The sequence below is a fragment of the Pseudomonas sp. P5_A12 genome (assembly GCF_056400685.1).
Map to the genome: position 1 here is coordinate 1 of NZ_JBFUKU010000008.1, position 13,617 is coordinate 13,617.

Annotated in this window: 13 protein-coding genes and 1 riboswitch; of the genes, 9 read left to right on the top strand and 4 right to left on the bottom strand. The window is 58.8% G+C overall.

All coding sequences use genetic code 11. The features are described 5' to 3' along the window. Positions 1-280 precede the first annotated feature (280 nt). Positions 281-559: a hypothetical protein gene (locus AC1DSG_RS02245; RefSeq protein WP_477789395.1), complete on the top strand. Its 279-nt coding sequence runs from the start codon at positions 281-283 to the stop codon at positions 557-559. Positions 560-622: 63 nt separating this feature from the next. Here AC1DSG_RS02245 and AC1DSG_RS02250 read toward each other — a convergent pair whose 3' ends face one another. Continuing rightward, positions 623-1,786: a 1-acyl-sn-glycerol-3-phosphate acyltransferase gene (locus AC1DSG_RS02250; RefSeq protein ID WP_477789396.1), complete on the bottom strand. Its 1,164-nt coding sequence runs from the start codon at positions 1,784-1,786 to the stop codon at positions 623-625. A 141-nt stretch (positions 1,787-1,927) separates the two neighbouring features. Here AC1DSG_RS02250 and AC1DSG_RS02255 point away from each other — a divergent pair, with 141 nt between their 5' ends. The 4 genes from AC1DSG_RS02255 to AC1DSG_RS02270 all read left to right on the top strand — a co-directional run bounded on the left by AC1DSG_RS02255 (position 1,928) and on the right by AC1DSG_RS02270 (position 4,030). After that, complete coding sequence (locus tag AC1DSG_RS02255) at positions 1,928-2,110, top strand: CPXCG motif-containing cysteine-rich protein (protein WP_477789397.1); 183 nt, start codon at positions 1,928-1,930, stop codon at positions 2,108-2,110. Positions 2,111-2,126: 16 nt separating this feature from the next. Further along, positions 2,127-2,387, top strand: a complete 261-nt coding sequence (locus AC1DSG_RS02260; protein ID WP_477789398.1) for a putative signal transducing protein — start codon at positions 2,127-2,129, stop codon at positions 2,385-2,387. 35 nt (positions 2,388-2,422) lie between these two features. Further along, entirely contained in the window at positions 2,423-3,046 is a 624-nt protein-coding gene (locus AC1DSG_RS02265; RefSeq protein ID WP_223515363.1) for an SOS response-associated peptidase, read from the top strand. A gap of 165 nt (positions 3,047-3,211) precedes the next feature. Further along, positions 3,212-4,030: a M48 family metallopeptidase gene (locus AC1DSG_RS02270; RefSeq protein ID WP_477789399.1), complete on the top strand. Its 819-nt coding sequence runs from the start codon at positions 3,212-3,214 to the stop codon at positions 4,028-4,030. 113 nt (positions 4,031-4,143) lie between these two features. Here AC1DSG_RS02270 and AC1DSG_RS02275 read toward each other — a convergent pair whose 3' ends face one another. The 3 genes from AC1DSG_RS02275 to AC1DSG_RS02285 all read right to left on the bottom strand — a co-directional run bounded on the left by AC1DSG_RS02275 (position 4,144) and on the right by AC1DSG_RS02285 (position 6,979). Continuing rightward, entirely contained in the window at positions 4,144-4,725 is a 582-nt protein-coding gene (locus AC1DSG_RS02275) for a TMEM165/GDT1 family protein (protein ID WP_477789436.1), read from the bottom strand. A gap of 92 nt (positions 4,726-4,817) precedes the next feature. Continuing rightward, a riboswitch (yybP-ykoY riboswitch) is annotated at positions 4,818-4,942 on the bottom strand. Positions 4,943-4,981: 39 nt separating this feature from the next. Beyond that, positions 4,982-5,980: a methyltransferase gene (locus tag AC1DSG_RS02280; protein ID WP_477789400.1), complete on the bottom strand. Its 999-nt coding sequence runs from the start codon at positions 5,978-5,980 to the stop codon at positions 4,982-4,984. A gap of 33 nt (positions 5,981-6,013) precedes the next feature. Continuing rightward, the gene (locus AC1DSG_RS02285; protein ID WP_477789401.1) at positions 6,014-6,979 is read right to left on the bottom strand and encodes a 2-hydroxyacid dehydrogenase; all 966 of its coding nucleotides are present in this window, start codon (positions 6,977-6,979) and stop codon (positions 6,014-6,016) included. A gap of 321 nt (positions 6,980-7,300) precedes the next feature. Between AC1DSG_RS02285 and AC1DSG_RS02290 the strand changes: the two genes are divergently transcribed. The 4 genes from AC1DSG_RS02290 to AC1DSG_RS02305 all read left to right on the top strand — a co-directional run bounded on the left by AC1DSG_RS02290 (position 7,301) and on the right by AC1DSG_RS02305 (position 13,398). Further along, on the top strand, positions 7,301-7,930 hold the full coding sequence (locus AC1DSG_RS02290; protein ID WP_007947100.1) for a LysE family translocator: 630 nt from the start codon (positions 7,301-7,303) through the stop codon (positions 7,928-7,930). Between the two features lie 153 nt (positions 7,931-8,083). Further along, on the top strand, positions 8,084-9,766 hold the full coding sequence (locus AC1DSG_RS02295) for a fatty acid--CoA ligase (protein WP_477789402.1): 1,683 nt from the start codon (positions 8,084-8,086) through the stop codon (positions 9,764-9,766). A gap of 337 nt (positions 9,767-10,103) precedes the next feature. Beyond that, positions 10,104-12,005, top strand: a complete 1,902-nt coding sequence (locus AC1DSG_RS02300; protein WP_477789403.1) for a DUF1302 domain-containing protein — start codon at positions 10,104-10,106, stop codon at positions 12,003-12,005. Positions 12,006-12,033: 28 nt separating this feature from the next. Continuing rightward, positions 12,034-13,398, top strand: coding sequence for a DUF1329 domain-containing protein (locus AC1DSG_RS02305; RefSeq protein WP_477789404.1), 1,365 nt, complete (start codon positions 12,034-12,036; stop codon positions 13,396-13,398). Positions 13,399-13,617 lie beyond the last annotated feature (219 nt).

The following is a 13,617-nucleotide window of genomic DNA, read 5'->3' on the forward strand; positions in this document are numbered from 1 at the left end:
CCTGGCCTGGGTCACAGCTTCTTCATTCCCTGTGGGAGCGAGACCGGCTTGCCGGCGAAAGCGGATGATCAGTCAAAATAAATGTCGACTGACACGACGCCATCGCCGGCAAGCCGGTCTCGCTCCCACAGGGAATGAAGAAGCTGTGACCCAGGACAGGAATCAGCCAAATAGTGAGCTCTTTGTCGTAAAACAGATGCGGGAGGTGAGGCTTTCGGTAGAATCCGCGCCGCACTCGTCGATTCGACGTCTGCTACACCGGTTTTGTTTGAGGTCCGTGATGTCGCTGCATTTGATGACGCTGTTTACCGCCCATCCCGCCAAGCTGGTCAATCTGCTGGCCTTGCTGCTTGCCTTTCCGGGCTGTTGGCTGCTGCACGCCACTCGTCGCCGCGAACAACGCGCCATGGCCATTGTTGTAGCTCAGCGCCAGAGTCAACCCAACGTAGAGCCGACCCTCGATGGGGCGACGTTGCGCATGAACCGCTTTTTCTATCGCTTCGGTTTCGCCTGCCTCGGGCTGGCGTTGCTGGTATCGTGGATCAGTACGCGGGTCTGATTACAAACATTGCAGCAATGAAAACGGCGCCCGAAGGCGCCGTTGTCGTATCCAGCCAATTAACTACAGCGGCAACCCGGCTTTCACCCGGTACTGATTGCGCACCGGCGTCGCATATTGCAGCACGAGGAACGGACGATGTTCTTCGGGGCAGGCCTCCAGACGCTTGTTCCATTCTTCCTGCGCCTTGGTCAGTTCATCGGCCGCAAACACTTCAGCCGCTTTGGGCACCTGCAATTGCGGGTCGGCGTCTTTCCATTGGGCGTAGGCCAGGTAGTGCACCGGGAACAAGCGGTAGCCACCGAGGATTTGCTTGTCCATCTCGACAGCGAGTTGCTTGGTGTCTTCAAACAGCTCGGTGATCGGCGCGGCGAAGTTCACGTGGACCCGGCCTTTGTAGCCGGTGATGCCCTTGGCGATGCTCACATCGTCTTCACCCGGCACTTTGCTGTAGCTGCCGGTGGTGGCGCGGATGAACAACTCGCGCGCCTTGGCCTGATCGCACGGGTCGTATTCATAGCTGATCGACACCGGGGTGAGGTTCAGCGACTGAATGACTTCGCCGAACGGCTCGTCCTTGCGACTCATGTGGAACATCTTGAGGATCGCCGACTCGGTGCGGTCGTCGCCGTCTTTCGCCCGACCTTCGGCCTGGGCGATCCAGATCGAGGCGCAATCGTTGCGGATCGAGTGGTTGATGTAGGCCGAGAGCAATTGATACGCCGCCATCTTCTCGCGGCGACCGGTGATCGAGCGGTGCACGATGAAGCTCTTGTTCAGGCGCATCAGGTCGCTGACAAAGGGCTTTTGCAGCAGATTGTCGCCGATCGCGATGCGCGGTGTCGGCAGGCCTGCGTGGTACACGGCGTAGTTGACGAAGGCCGGGTCCATCACGATATCGCGGTGGTTGGCGATGAACAGGTAGGCGCTGCCGGACTTGAACTGTTCGACGCCGGTGTAGGTGACGCCGTCTGTTGCGCGTTCGATGGTGTGGTCGACGTACATCTCGACCTTGTCTTGCAACGTGGCCACCGAATGAACGCCAGCGAATTCGCGGCGCAGCCGATGAGCTATAAGTGGTTTAAGCATCCAGCCGAAAGCACCGGCAAAACGCGGGAAGCGGAAGTGGGTGAGGATATCTAGAAACGCCTTGTCGCCGAGCAACCTGTCCAGTACCGCTGGGACTTCGCTGTCGTCGTAAGGTCGGATGGCATCGAATTCGCCCATCATGCTCTCTTGTTAGAAACGGCTAGGGTAAGTAAAGGTTTTGATCAAAACCGACAGGGTACGGTCTGAAAAATTAGCCAGACAAAAATAGCCCTGCAAATAGACCGGCGATTATACGCACAAGTCACCTGGGAGACCGCGATGCTGGAAACCGAGCGCTACGAATGTCCGTATTGTGGTGAACCAGCCGAGGCCGTGCTGGATTTGTCCGGCGGCGATCAGACCTACATCGAAGATTGTCCGGTGTGTTGTCGGCCGATAACGTTTGTCCTGCAGACCGACGGTCAGGAATGGTTGCTCGAAGTGCTCAGCGAAAACGAGTGAAAAAAGGGGTATCCCGATGCTGCGAATCTACGAGCCGGAAAACCTGATGGAAGGCGAATTGCTGCAAGGCATGTTGGCCAGCGAGGGCATCGAGGCGCATCTGGTGGGGCGCCATTTGCTCGGTGGCACTGGCGAACTGCCGATCTTCGGCCTGTTGGGATTGTCGGTGGACAACGACCAGGCTGAATACGCCCGCGAGCTGATCACCGCGTACAATGCCGCGCTGCCCCTGTCCGGCGATGAACCGGAGAGCTATCCCGGCACGCTGGTCTGTTAGGCTGGCGTTCGTTTGATCAAGAGTCGTGCTGCCCCATGTGTGGACGTTATGCCCTGTTTCGCTGGAACCCCGCCTTCGCGGCCCTGCCCGGTTTCCCTGCCGATCAGCAGGCCCAGTGGAATATTTCCCCCAACGATTCGGTGTTGATGCTGCGTGCAGGCCTGGACGGCCAGCGTGAACTGGCCCGCGCCCGCTGGGGCCTGACGCCACCGTGGCTGACCGACCTGTCCCGCACCCCGGCCCATGCCCGGGCTGAAACCGTCGCCGAGCAACCGATGTTTCGCCAGGCCTTTCGTGAGCGACGTTGCCTGCTGCCAGCCAACGGTTTCTATGAATGGCGCGGCACCACGCGCAAGCGTCCGTACTGGCTGACGCCGGGGGAGGGTTCGTCGCTTTTTTTTGCCGCGATCTGGGAAGCGTACCCGGTGCAGGAGCAAGTATGGCTGAGCACGGCAGTGATCACGCAGCCGGCGGCGAGTCAGCGCCGACCGTTGATTCTCGATGCAGCGGGGCAGGCGGCGTGGCTCGATCCCGAGACGCCGCTGCATACCTTGCAGGCATTGCTTGCCAGTGAACCCGCGGTGTTGCGTGAGCGGGTGCTGGCGAATCTGGTGAACGATCCGAAGCTGAATGCGCCGGAGTGTCTCACTCCGGGTTGATGGGGTGTCTGGGCAGGCCCATCGCGATGAGGGCCGCAGCGCACTGTGAATTTTTTCCTGCGATGCCGAGAGCTTTGGCTGAAATTTGCGTCTTAGTTTTRTGTATCTGGCGTCGATACATTTCCACGCCTAGGATACGCGGCATGATTTCAGGGAGTTTATTTGATGAACAAGTTATTGGTTTTTGGGACGCTGAGCGCCAGTTTGCTGCTCGCCGGGTGTCAGTCGGTCAACACCACCAGCGGCGGTGCCGTGGGGGTTGAGCGCAAACAGTACATGTTTACCATGTTGCCCGCGCAACAGGTCGACCAGATGTATGCGCAGTCTTATCAGAAGACTATCGGTGAAGCCTCCAGCAAAGGTGTGCTGGACAAAACCAGCGAGAATGCCATGCGCGTACAGGCCATTGCCGACCGGCTGATTGCTCAGGCGCCGAATTTTCGTCCGGATGCCGCTCAGTGGAAGTGGGAGGTCAACCTGATCAAGAGCGATGAGCTCAATGCCAACTGCGGGCCTGGGGGCAAGATCATCTTTTACACCGGGCTGATCGACAAACTGCAACTGACCGACGATGAAATCGCCGCAATCATGGGGCATGAAATCGCCCACGCCCTGCGTGAGCATGGTCGTGAAGCGATGTCCAAAGCCTATGGTATTGAAATGGCCAAGCAAGGCGCCGGTGCCTTGTTAGGGTTGGGCCAGGGCAGCATGGTTCTGGCGGATACCGTTGCGAACTACGGCATGACCCTGCCAAACAGTCGCGCCAATGAAAACGAGGCGGACCTGATTGGTCTCGAGCTGGCCGCCCGCGCCGGTTACAACCCCAATGCATCGATTACCCTGTGGAACAAGATGAGTAAGGTCTCGGAAGGTTCGCCACCGGAGTTCATGAGTACACACCCGGCGTCGGCCAGTCGTATTGCCGCGTTGCAGGCGGCAATTCCCAAGGTGATGCCGTTGTACGAGAATTCTCGTAAATCCTGATTCTTGTATGGAGGCTGCTGACGCCATCGCGGGCAAGCCCGCTCCCACAGTTGAAATGCATTTCCTTGTGGGAGCGGGCTTGCCCGCGATGAACGATGACTCGGTCTACCGAGTTAAACCCAGCCACTGCTCTGCATCGCCTTGTACACCGCAACAATCGCCAAAATGAGAAACGCCGACGCCGCCAGTCGACGGATCAGGGTCAATGGCAATTTGTCTGCCGCAAAGTTACCGGCCAGCACCACAGGCACGTTGGCGATCAACATGCCGGCGGTGGTGCCGAGAATGACCAGCCACAAATCCGGGTATTGCGCCGCCAGCATCACGGTAGCGACCTGGGTCTTGTCACCCATTTCCGCGAGGAAGAACGCGATCAGCGTGGTCAGGAATGGCCCGAATTTGCGGGCGGTGCTGACATCGTCGTCCATCTTGTCCGGGACCAGAGTCCACAAAGCAGTCGCGGTAAAGCAGGCGGCCAGGATCCAGTGCAGCGTCGCATTCGAGAAGAAACTGCCAAACCAGGCACCTACTGCACCTGCGGCTGCGTGGTTGGCCAGGGTGGCGGCGACGATGCCGGCGATGATCGGCCACGGCTTGCGAAAGCGGGCAGYGAGAATGAGCGCGAGCAGTTGCGTCTTGTCGCCGATTTCGGCCAAGGCAACGATTGCGGTCGGAACGAGAAATGAATCCAGCATCATCAGGGTTTTTCCTAAGGGGCGGGTCGACACGGCTATGACACGTACAGCCTCCCCGCCCCGGGTAAGGTGTTCGTGTCATAGGTCTTGTCAAACCCTGCGATCCGTCTGATGCGGACGCTGGGGTCGCATACGCCATGGTCTGAGGACCAAGTATGTTGACGTATGCCGGACGAGCATGGCGCTCGTGGGAGACTACTCCCCTAGGACGGAGCGGATTCTGCCTAGGCAAAATCCGTTAGGCAAGCACTTATTTTCAGCCGCGTTTGGCCCGGTAGATTCTGAAACCCTGTCCCTCAGCCTTGATTGCGCACACGCCCAAGTGTTCTTCGATCAGGGGTTGATACTTCAGGAAACTGTTGGCGACCAGGCGCAGTTCGCCGCCATTTTTCAGATGTTTGGCTGCTTTTCGCAGCAAGTTCTCGGTGGCGAAGTAATCGGTGTGGACGCCGACATGGAACGGCGGGTTGCTCAGGATCGCACTCAAGCCCATCGGAGCCGCGTCAATTCCATCACCGGTGATCACATCGGCTTCCAGACCATTGGCGGCCAGGGTCAGGCGACTGCTGGCGGCAGCAAACGCATCGACGTCGAGCAATGTCACCTGATTGTGCGGATAGCGACGCTTCACCGCGGCGCCCAAAACGCCGGCGCCGCAACCGAAGTCCAGCAAGTGGCCGCTCGGCAACTTGTCCAGATGTTCCAGCAACAGCGCGCTGCCGCGATCCARTCGGCCGTGGCTGAACACGCCCGGCAGGCTGATGACTTTCAATGGCCCTTCAGCCAGCGGCAATTCGTAGGTCTGCGCCAGGCTTTCCAGCGATTTGGCTGCTGGCGCATTGGCCACCGTGACCTGCCAGAGTTGGCAATGACGGGCGCTGTCGAGCTTGCGCGGTTTGCCGAACGGGTTCAGCTGTTTGGCTGCCCCTTCGATGCCGCTGCGTTTTTCGCCTACCAGGTACAACTCACGACCGGCCAGGCGCGCGGCGAGGGCGTTGAGGATGTAATCAGTCAGGTCCTTGGACTTGGGCAAAAACACTACCGCTGCCTCGAACTCGCGCTCGGGTGCGTTCACCCCAAAATGGCTACGCTCGGCAAAACGCGCATCGAGCGCCGCTTGATCGCCGGCGTGCCAGCACCAACCATGGGCATCGGGCAGTCGGCCCAGCAGATCGTCGGCGGGCAAACCGGCCAACAACACCGAACCCTGGAATAGCTCGGGCTGACGAAGCAGTACTTCACTGCGCGGATCCATACTCTGCTCCTTGAAAAAAAGTGCGGCAGTTTATCAACTGACGACCCGCAGCGCTGTACTGCTGAAGAAAGCCTGGGCGTTTTCGGTCAACTGTCCCACGATTCGCTGCCGCGCCTCGCGACTGCCCCAGGCGTTGTGTGGAGTGACGATCAACCGTGGAATGTCAGCGGCCAGCAAGGGATTGCCAATGGTCGGGGGCTCGACGCTCAGCACATCAGTGGCCGCGCCGCCCAGATGACCATTGCGCAAGGCATCGGCCAGCGCCTGTTCATCGATCAAGCCACCGCGAGCGGTATTGACCACGAAAGCGCCGGGTTTCATCGAGGCCAGTTCACGGGCGCCGATGAAGTGGCGGGTGTGTTCGTTGAGTGGACAGTGCAGCGTGAGGGCGTCGATCTGCGGCAGCAGCTCATCCAGCGGCAAACGATCCGGCCGGGCAGGGCGCCCCGGAATCTGCCCCAGCAGCACGCGCATACCGAATGCTTCGGCCAGTCGTGCGACCGCTCCGCCTAGTTCGCCATGGCCGAGCAGGCCAAGGGTTTTGCCTTCCAGTTCGACGATCGGGTAGTCCAGCAGGCAGAACTGTTTCGCTTGCTGCCAGCGACCTTCACCTACGGCTTTTTGATAGTCGGCCAAGCGCGTTGCGAGGTTGAGCAGCAACATGATGGTGTGCTGCGCCACCGACGGTGTGCCGTAGCCCTGGCAGTTGCAAACCGTCACGCCATGGGCGCGGGCAGCGGACAGATCGACGTTGTTGGTGCCGGTGGCAGTGATCAGGATCAACTTCAAATCCGGGCTGGCAGCGATGGTCGCGGCATCGATCAGGATCTTGTTGCTGATGGCTACCATGGCACCTTTGAGGCGTTCGATCACTTGATCCGGCGTGGTCTGCGCGAACAACTGCAGCTCGTCAAAGCAATCATGCAGCGGACTGAGGTCGAGGTCGCCGAGGTCCAGGGATGGGTGGTCGAGAAAAACGGCGCGGCGAGAGTTCGTCATCAACTGTACCTTTTGTGCATTGAACTGAAGGCGTAATCTGCCGAGCCTACCAGATGACACAAATGGTTACCCATTGCACTCAAGTGGCTGAGTTGACGCACTGAAACAGCGACGCACCCTTGTAGCAGCTGGCGAAGCCTGCGTCCGGCTGCGTAGCAGTCGTGAATTCATGCGCCTCGGTGTATCAGGCAGACCATGAGCGCATGTTTTGCGACTGCTGCGTCCGAACGCGGCCCGAACCTGACGCAGGCTTCGCCAGCTGCTACAGGTCATGTCGTTACCTGAACAATTATTCGACCGATCTACCCCAAAGGAGCCCCAATGTACTGGACAGAGTTCTTGACCGTTGCCCTGATTCACTTGCTCGCCGTGGCCAGCCCCGGCCCGGACTTTGCCGTGGTGGTGCGTGAAAGCGTGACCCATGGTCGACGCGCCGGCACCTGGACGGCGCTGGGCGTTGGTACGGCGATTTTCCTGCATGTTGGCTATTCGCTGCTCGGCATCGGCCTGATCGTGTCCCAGTCGATCGTGCTGTTCAACGCGCTGAAATGGGCCGCCGCCGCATACCTGTTGTACATCGGCTACAAGGCCCTGCGCGCGCAACCGGCCAAAGCGGTCGCTGACAATCTGCACAAGGAAGCTGGCGAGCGAACTGCCCGTGGCGCTTTCACCTCCGGTTTCGTGACCAACGGTCTGAACCCGAAAGCCACGCTGTTCTTTTTGTCGCTGTTCACCGTGGTGATCAACCCCCACACGCCGCTGGCGGTACAAGCCGGTTACGGGGTCTATCTGGCGGCGGCGACGGCGGTGTGGTTTTGCCTGGTGGCGCGGCTGTTCAGTCAGCAGCGTGTGCGTGCCGGTTTTGCCCGCATGGGCCACTGGTTCGACCGCACCATGGGCGTGGTGCTGATCGCCATCGGCGTGAAACTCGCCTTCACCGAGATGCATTGATAGCCGATTGATCCTCGATATCCTGCAAGTGCTGGCGCAACGCTAGCATTTGTACGGCTCTGCAAATCATTCCTTTGGCTGATTTGACCGGCGTTGAAGGGCACTAGAGTGCTTACTTTCAGCCAACACCRTGCAGTCAGAAAAGGGATTGATATGTTGCAGACTCGCGTTATCCCCCCAGCCGAAGGCGCTTACCAGTATCCGCTGTTGATCAAGCGGCTGCTGATGTCCGGCGCTCGTTACGAGAAAACCCGCGAGATCATTTACCGCGACCAGGTGCGCTACAGCTATCCGACCCTGATCGAGCGGGTCGCGCGGTTGGCCAACGTGTTGACGGCGGCCGGGGTCAAGGCCGGAGATACCGTGGCGGTGATGGACTGGGACAGCCATCGATACCTGGAATGCATGTTCGCTATTCCGATGATCGGCGCGGTGATCCACACAATTAACGTGCGCCTGTCGCCGGAACAAATCCTCTACACCATGAACCACGCCGAGGACCGCTTTGTGCTGGTCAACAGCGAGTTCGTGGGGCTTTACCAGGCGCTTGCCGGGAACCTGACCACGGTCGAGAAAACCCTGCTGCTGACTGACCTGCCGGAGAAAACCGCCGATCTGCCGAACCTGATCGGCGAGTATGAGCAACTGCTGTCGGCTGCCAGTACGCAATACGACTTCCAGGACTTCGACGAACACTCGGTCGCGACAACGTTCTACACCACCGGTACCACCGGCAATCCTAAAGGTGTGTATTTCACTCACCGGCAACTGGTGCTGCACACCATTGGCGTGTCGACCATCATGGGCTCCCTCGACAGTGTGCGTCTGCTGGGCACCAGCGATGTGTACATGCCGATCACCCCGATGTTCCATGTGCATGCCTGGGGCTTGCCCTATGTGGCGACCATGCTCGGGCTCAAGCAGGTTTATCCCGGCCGTTACGACCCGGAATACCTGGTGGAGTTGTGGCGCAAGGAGAAGGTCACCTTTTCCCACTGCGTACCGACCATTTTGCAGATGATCCTCAACGCCAAAGCGGCGCAAGGCACGGATTTCGGCGGCTGGAAAATTGTCATCGGTGGCAGTGCGCTTAACCGCACGCTGTACGAAACGGCCAAAGGCAAGGGCATCCAGTTGACGGCCGCTTATGGCATGTCGGAAACCGGGCCGCTGGTGTCATGTGCGCACCTCAACGATGAATTGATGGCCGGCAGCGAAGACGAACGCACCACCTATCGCATCAAGGCCGGCGTTCCGGGGCCATTGGTGGAAGCGGCGATCGTCGACCCCGACGGCAACTTCCTGCCCGCCGATGGCGAAACCCAGGGCGAGCTCGTGTTGCGTGCGCCATGGCTCACTGAGGGTTATTTCAACGAACCGCAAAAAGGTGCCGAGCTCTGGGCCGGGGGCTGGCTGCATACGGGCGACGTGGCGACGCTGGACGGCATGGGTGTGATCGACATCCGTGACCGCATCAAGGACGTGATCAAGACCGGTGGCGAGTGGATCTCGTCTCTGGACCTTGAAGACTTGATCAGTCGCCACGTGGCGGTACGCGAAGTAGCAGTGGTGGGCATCGCCGATCCGCAATGGGGTGAGCGGCCGTTTGCGCTGCTGGTGATCCACGAAGGGCATGAAATCGGGGCTCGTGAACTCAAGGAGCACCTGAAGCCATTTGTGGAGTTGGGCCACTTGAGCAAGTGGGCGATCCCCAGCCAGATAGCCCTTGTTACTGAAATTCCCAAGACCAGTGTCGGCAAGCTCGACAAGAAGCGCATCCGCCTCGACATCACCGAATGGCAGGCCAACAACAGCACCTTCCTCTCGACGCTTTAAGCGCCTCTTGGCGTGCCCGAAAAGGCACGCCAGGCCCACCAAGCAAGCGCTTGGCTTGTGTAATCCGAATTTTCAGCCATCCTTGCCGGGCCGACAGGTGTCGGACTGGCGAAAGGACTGTTCCAGAGTGGTCGGCAGCTGCAAATCACACTTTAGAGGGATCAAGCTCCACTACCTGCTGGCTATAGTCCGGTCACGGATTTTTAAGAACGGAGCAAACGCACAAAACGGGGCGATGCAATTTTGGAGTGACTTTCGGACGCCTTGGCTCCACGTCACCCACAACGTTTTTAGAAGTGCTTACAGCCAAAACAATAATGCACATGGAGTAGCGTCGATGACATCAGTAAACAAGTTCTGGCGCCGGGCGAAATTGCCCCTGGCGGTCAGTCTCGCCTCTTCGCTCGCCGGGCCTGCATTCGGCGTCAGTTTCAACGTTGGTGAAATCGAAGGTCAGTTCGATTCGTCGCTCTCCCTGGGTATGAGTGTGTCTACCCAGTCGCCGAACAAGAACCTGATCGGTGTCAACAACGGCGGGCAAGGCTTGTCCCAGACCTCCGATAACGGACACTTGAACTTCAAGAGCGGGCAAGCGTTCTCGAAGATCTTCAAAGGCATCCATGACCTTGAGCTGAAATATGGCGACACGGGCGTATTTGTCCGGGGCAAATACTGGTACGACTTCGCGCTGCAAAACGAAGATCTGGAATTCGTTAACGTCAGCAATGACGGCCGCAAGGAAGGCGCCAAATCCTCTGGCGGGCAAATCCTCGACGCCTTCGTTTATCACAACTACGCCGTTGCCGATCAGCCGGGTTCCGTGCGTCTGGGCAAGCAGGTGGTGAGCTGGGGTGAAAGTACTTTCATCGGCGGCGGCATCAACTCGATCAACCCTATCGACGTGTCCGCATTCCGTCGTCCGGGTTCCGAAATCAAGGAAGGCCTGATTCCGGTCAACATGTTCTACGTGTCCCAGAGCCTGACCGAAAACCTGTCGGCTGAAGCGTTCTACCAGCTGGAATGGGACCAGACCGTCGTCGATAACTGCGGCACGTTTTTCTCTCAGCCTGACATCGTGGCCGATGGTTGCGATACCTACCTGCGCGTGCTGAACAAGCGCTCGACGATTCCAGCCATTGCGTTGGGTCCGTTGGCTGCCAACGGCGTTAACGTCAACGAGGAAGGTGTTCTGGTCCAGCGTGGCGGCGATCGTGATGCACGGGACAGCGGCCAGTGGGGCGCGTCCTTCAAGTACATGTTCGACCCGTTGGACACCGAGTTCGGTGCCTACTTCATGAACTATCACAGCCGTGCACCGATCTTCAGCGCCACCGGTGCGCCGCAATCGGTCTATAACACTGCTGCGTCGCTTCCAGGCCCGTTTGCCGCGCTTGCACCTTTGTTGGTAGCCGGTAACWCGCAGTACTTCATCGAATACCCTGAAGACATTCGTCTCTATGGCCTGAGCTTCTCCACCACCTTGTCGACGGGGACGGCGTGGAGCGGTGAAGTCAGCTACCGTCCGAACGCGCCGGTGCAGTTGAACTCCACCGACATTCTGTTCGCTGGCATTCGTCCTTTGGGCAACGGCAATACGAACAATCCTTTGACCAACGCTTCGTTGCTCTCCGCCGCACCAGGTACTGACCTTCATGGTTATCGCCGTAAAGAAGTGACCCAGTTCCAGAGCACCCTGACGCACTTCTTTGACCAAGTGATGGGCGCGAGCCGCCTGACCCTGGTCGGCGAAGTGGGCGTGACCCATGTCGGCGGCCTGGAAAGCACCTCGGACGTTCGTTATGGCCGCGATCCGGTCTACGGCCCAGGTTCGTTGCCAGCCTCAGGCGCTATCGATACTTGCGTGGCGCTCAACACCAGCACCATCAACGGTGCCGGCCCGGGCACTCCCACCAACAACCGCAGCCGCAACTGCGACAACGACGGCTTCACCACGGCGACTTCGTGGGGCTATCGCGGTCGTGCGATCTGGGACTACAACGACGTGTTCGCCGGTGTGAACCTCAAGCCGAACGTGGCCTGGTCCCACGACGTAAACGGTTACTCGCCAGGCCCTGGCGGTAACTTCGAGGAAGGTCGTAAAGCGGTGAGCCTGGGGGTCGATGCCGAATACCAGAACACCTACACCGCGAGCCTGGCTTACACCAACTTCTTTGACGGCAAATACACCACGGTAGATGACCGCGACTTCGTTGCGCTCAGCGTCGGCGTGAACTTCTAAGCGCTGTTTTTTCAGGACAAACACACATATGAAAATAACAAAGAGTCTGTTCCAAGCTGGTGTTCTGGGGCTTTCGCTGCTGGCAACCAGTGTGATGGCGGCAGTCCCTGCGGCCGAAGCCGACAAACTGGGCAAGAGCCTGACCCCGATGGGCGCCGAGATGGCGGGCAATGCCGACGGTTCGATTCCGGCCTGGAAGCCAATGGCGAAAAACATTGGAACGGTCGACAGCAAAGGATTCCTGTCCAACCCGTACGCCAGTGAAAAACCACTGTTCACTATCACGGCGCAAAACGTCGACCAGTACAAAAACAAACTCGCCCCGGGCCAGTACGCGATGTTCAAGCGCTACCCGGAAACCTACAAGATGCCGGTTTACACGTCCCATCGTGGCTCTACCGTGCCGGCTGAAGTGTTTGCCGCCATCAAGAAAAACGCCACCACGACCAAGCTGGTATCCGGCGGCAACGGCCTGGAAAACTTCGAAACCGCTATCCCGTTCCCGATTCCCCAGAGCGGCATTGAAGTCATCTGGAACCACATCACTCGCTATCGCGGTGGCAGTGTGACCCGTCTGGTGACCCAGGCCACGCCGCAGCCGAACGGCTCGTACAGCCTGGTGTACTTCCAGGATCAGTTCGTGTTCCGTGACAAGATGAAGGACTTCGATCAGGCGAACCCAGGCAACATCCTGTTCTACTTCAAACAAAAAGTGCTCGCGCCAGCACGTCTGGCCGGCGGTGTGCTGCTGGTGCACGAAACCCTCGACCARGTGAAGGARCCGCGYTCKGCSTGGGTCTACAACGCCGGTCAGCGTCGTGTGCGTCGTGCCCCACAAGTGTCCTATGACGGGCCGGGTACTGCGGCGGATGGCTTGCGTACCTCCGATAACCTGGACATGTACAACGGTGCGCCGGATCGCTACGACTGGAAGCTGGAAGGCAAGAAAGAGATGTACATTGCCTCTGACAGCTACAAGCTCGATTCGCCTACCCTCAAGTACGACGACATCATCAAGGCCGGCCACATCAACCAGGACCTGGCACGTTACGAGTTGCGCCGGGTCTGGCATATCGTGGCGACCTTGAAAGAAGGCCAGCGTCACATCTACGCCAAACGTGACTTCTACATCGACGAAGACACCTGGCAAGCCGCAGTGATCGATCACTACGACGGTCGTAATCAACTGTGGCGTGTGGCAGAAGCTCACGCCCAGGATTACTACAACGTTCAAGTGCCGTGGTACGCATTGGAAGCGCTGTACGACCTGCAATCGGGTCGCTACCTGGCGCTGGGTATGAAAAACGAAGAGAAGTCTGCGTATGACTTCGGCTTCACCGCTACCACCAGCGACTTCACACCGGCTGCACTGCGTCAGGACGGGGTTCGCTAACCTGTACTGAACAGCGCACGCCTCCTCGAAAAACGCCCCGACTGGTTCGGGGCGTTTTTTTTGGAAGTTCATAAAACTACAGGTAGCAGCAGCCTCGCAGACTCGGCAGCTGCTACGAGTCAAGTGTGGCTATCTGGATTGACTGCAGCGTCTGCTCGTAGACTTTTTGTAGCCATTTGTAGCAATTACCTTCATTCCCTATCCGTTTACCGCTAGTCT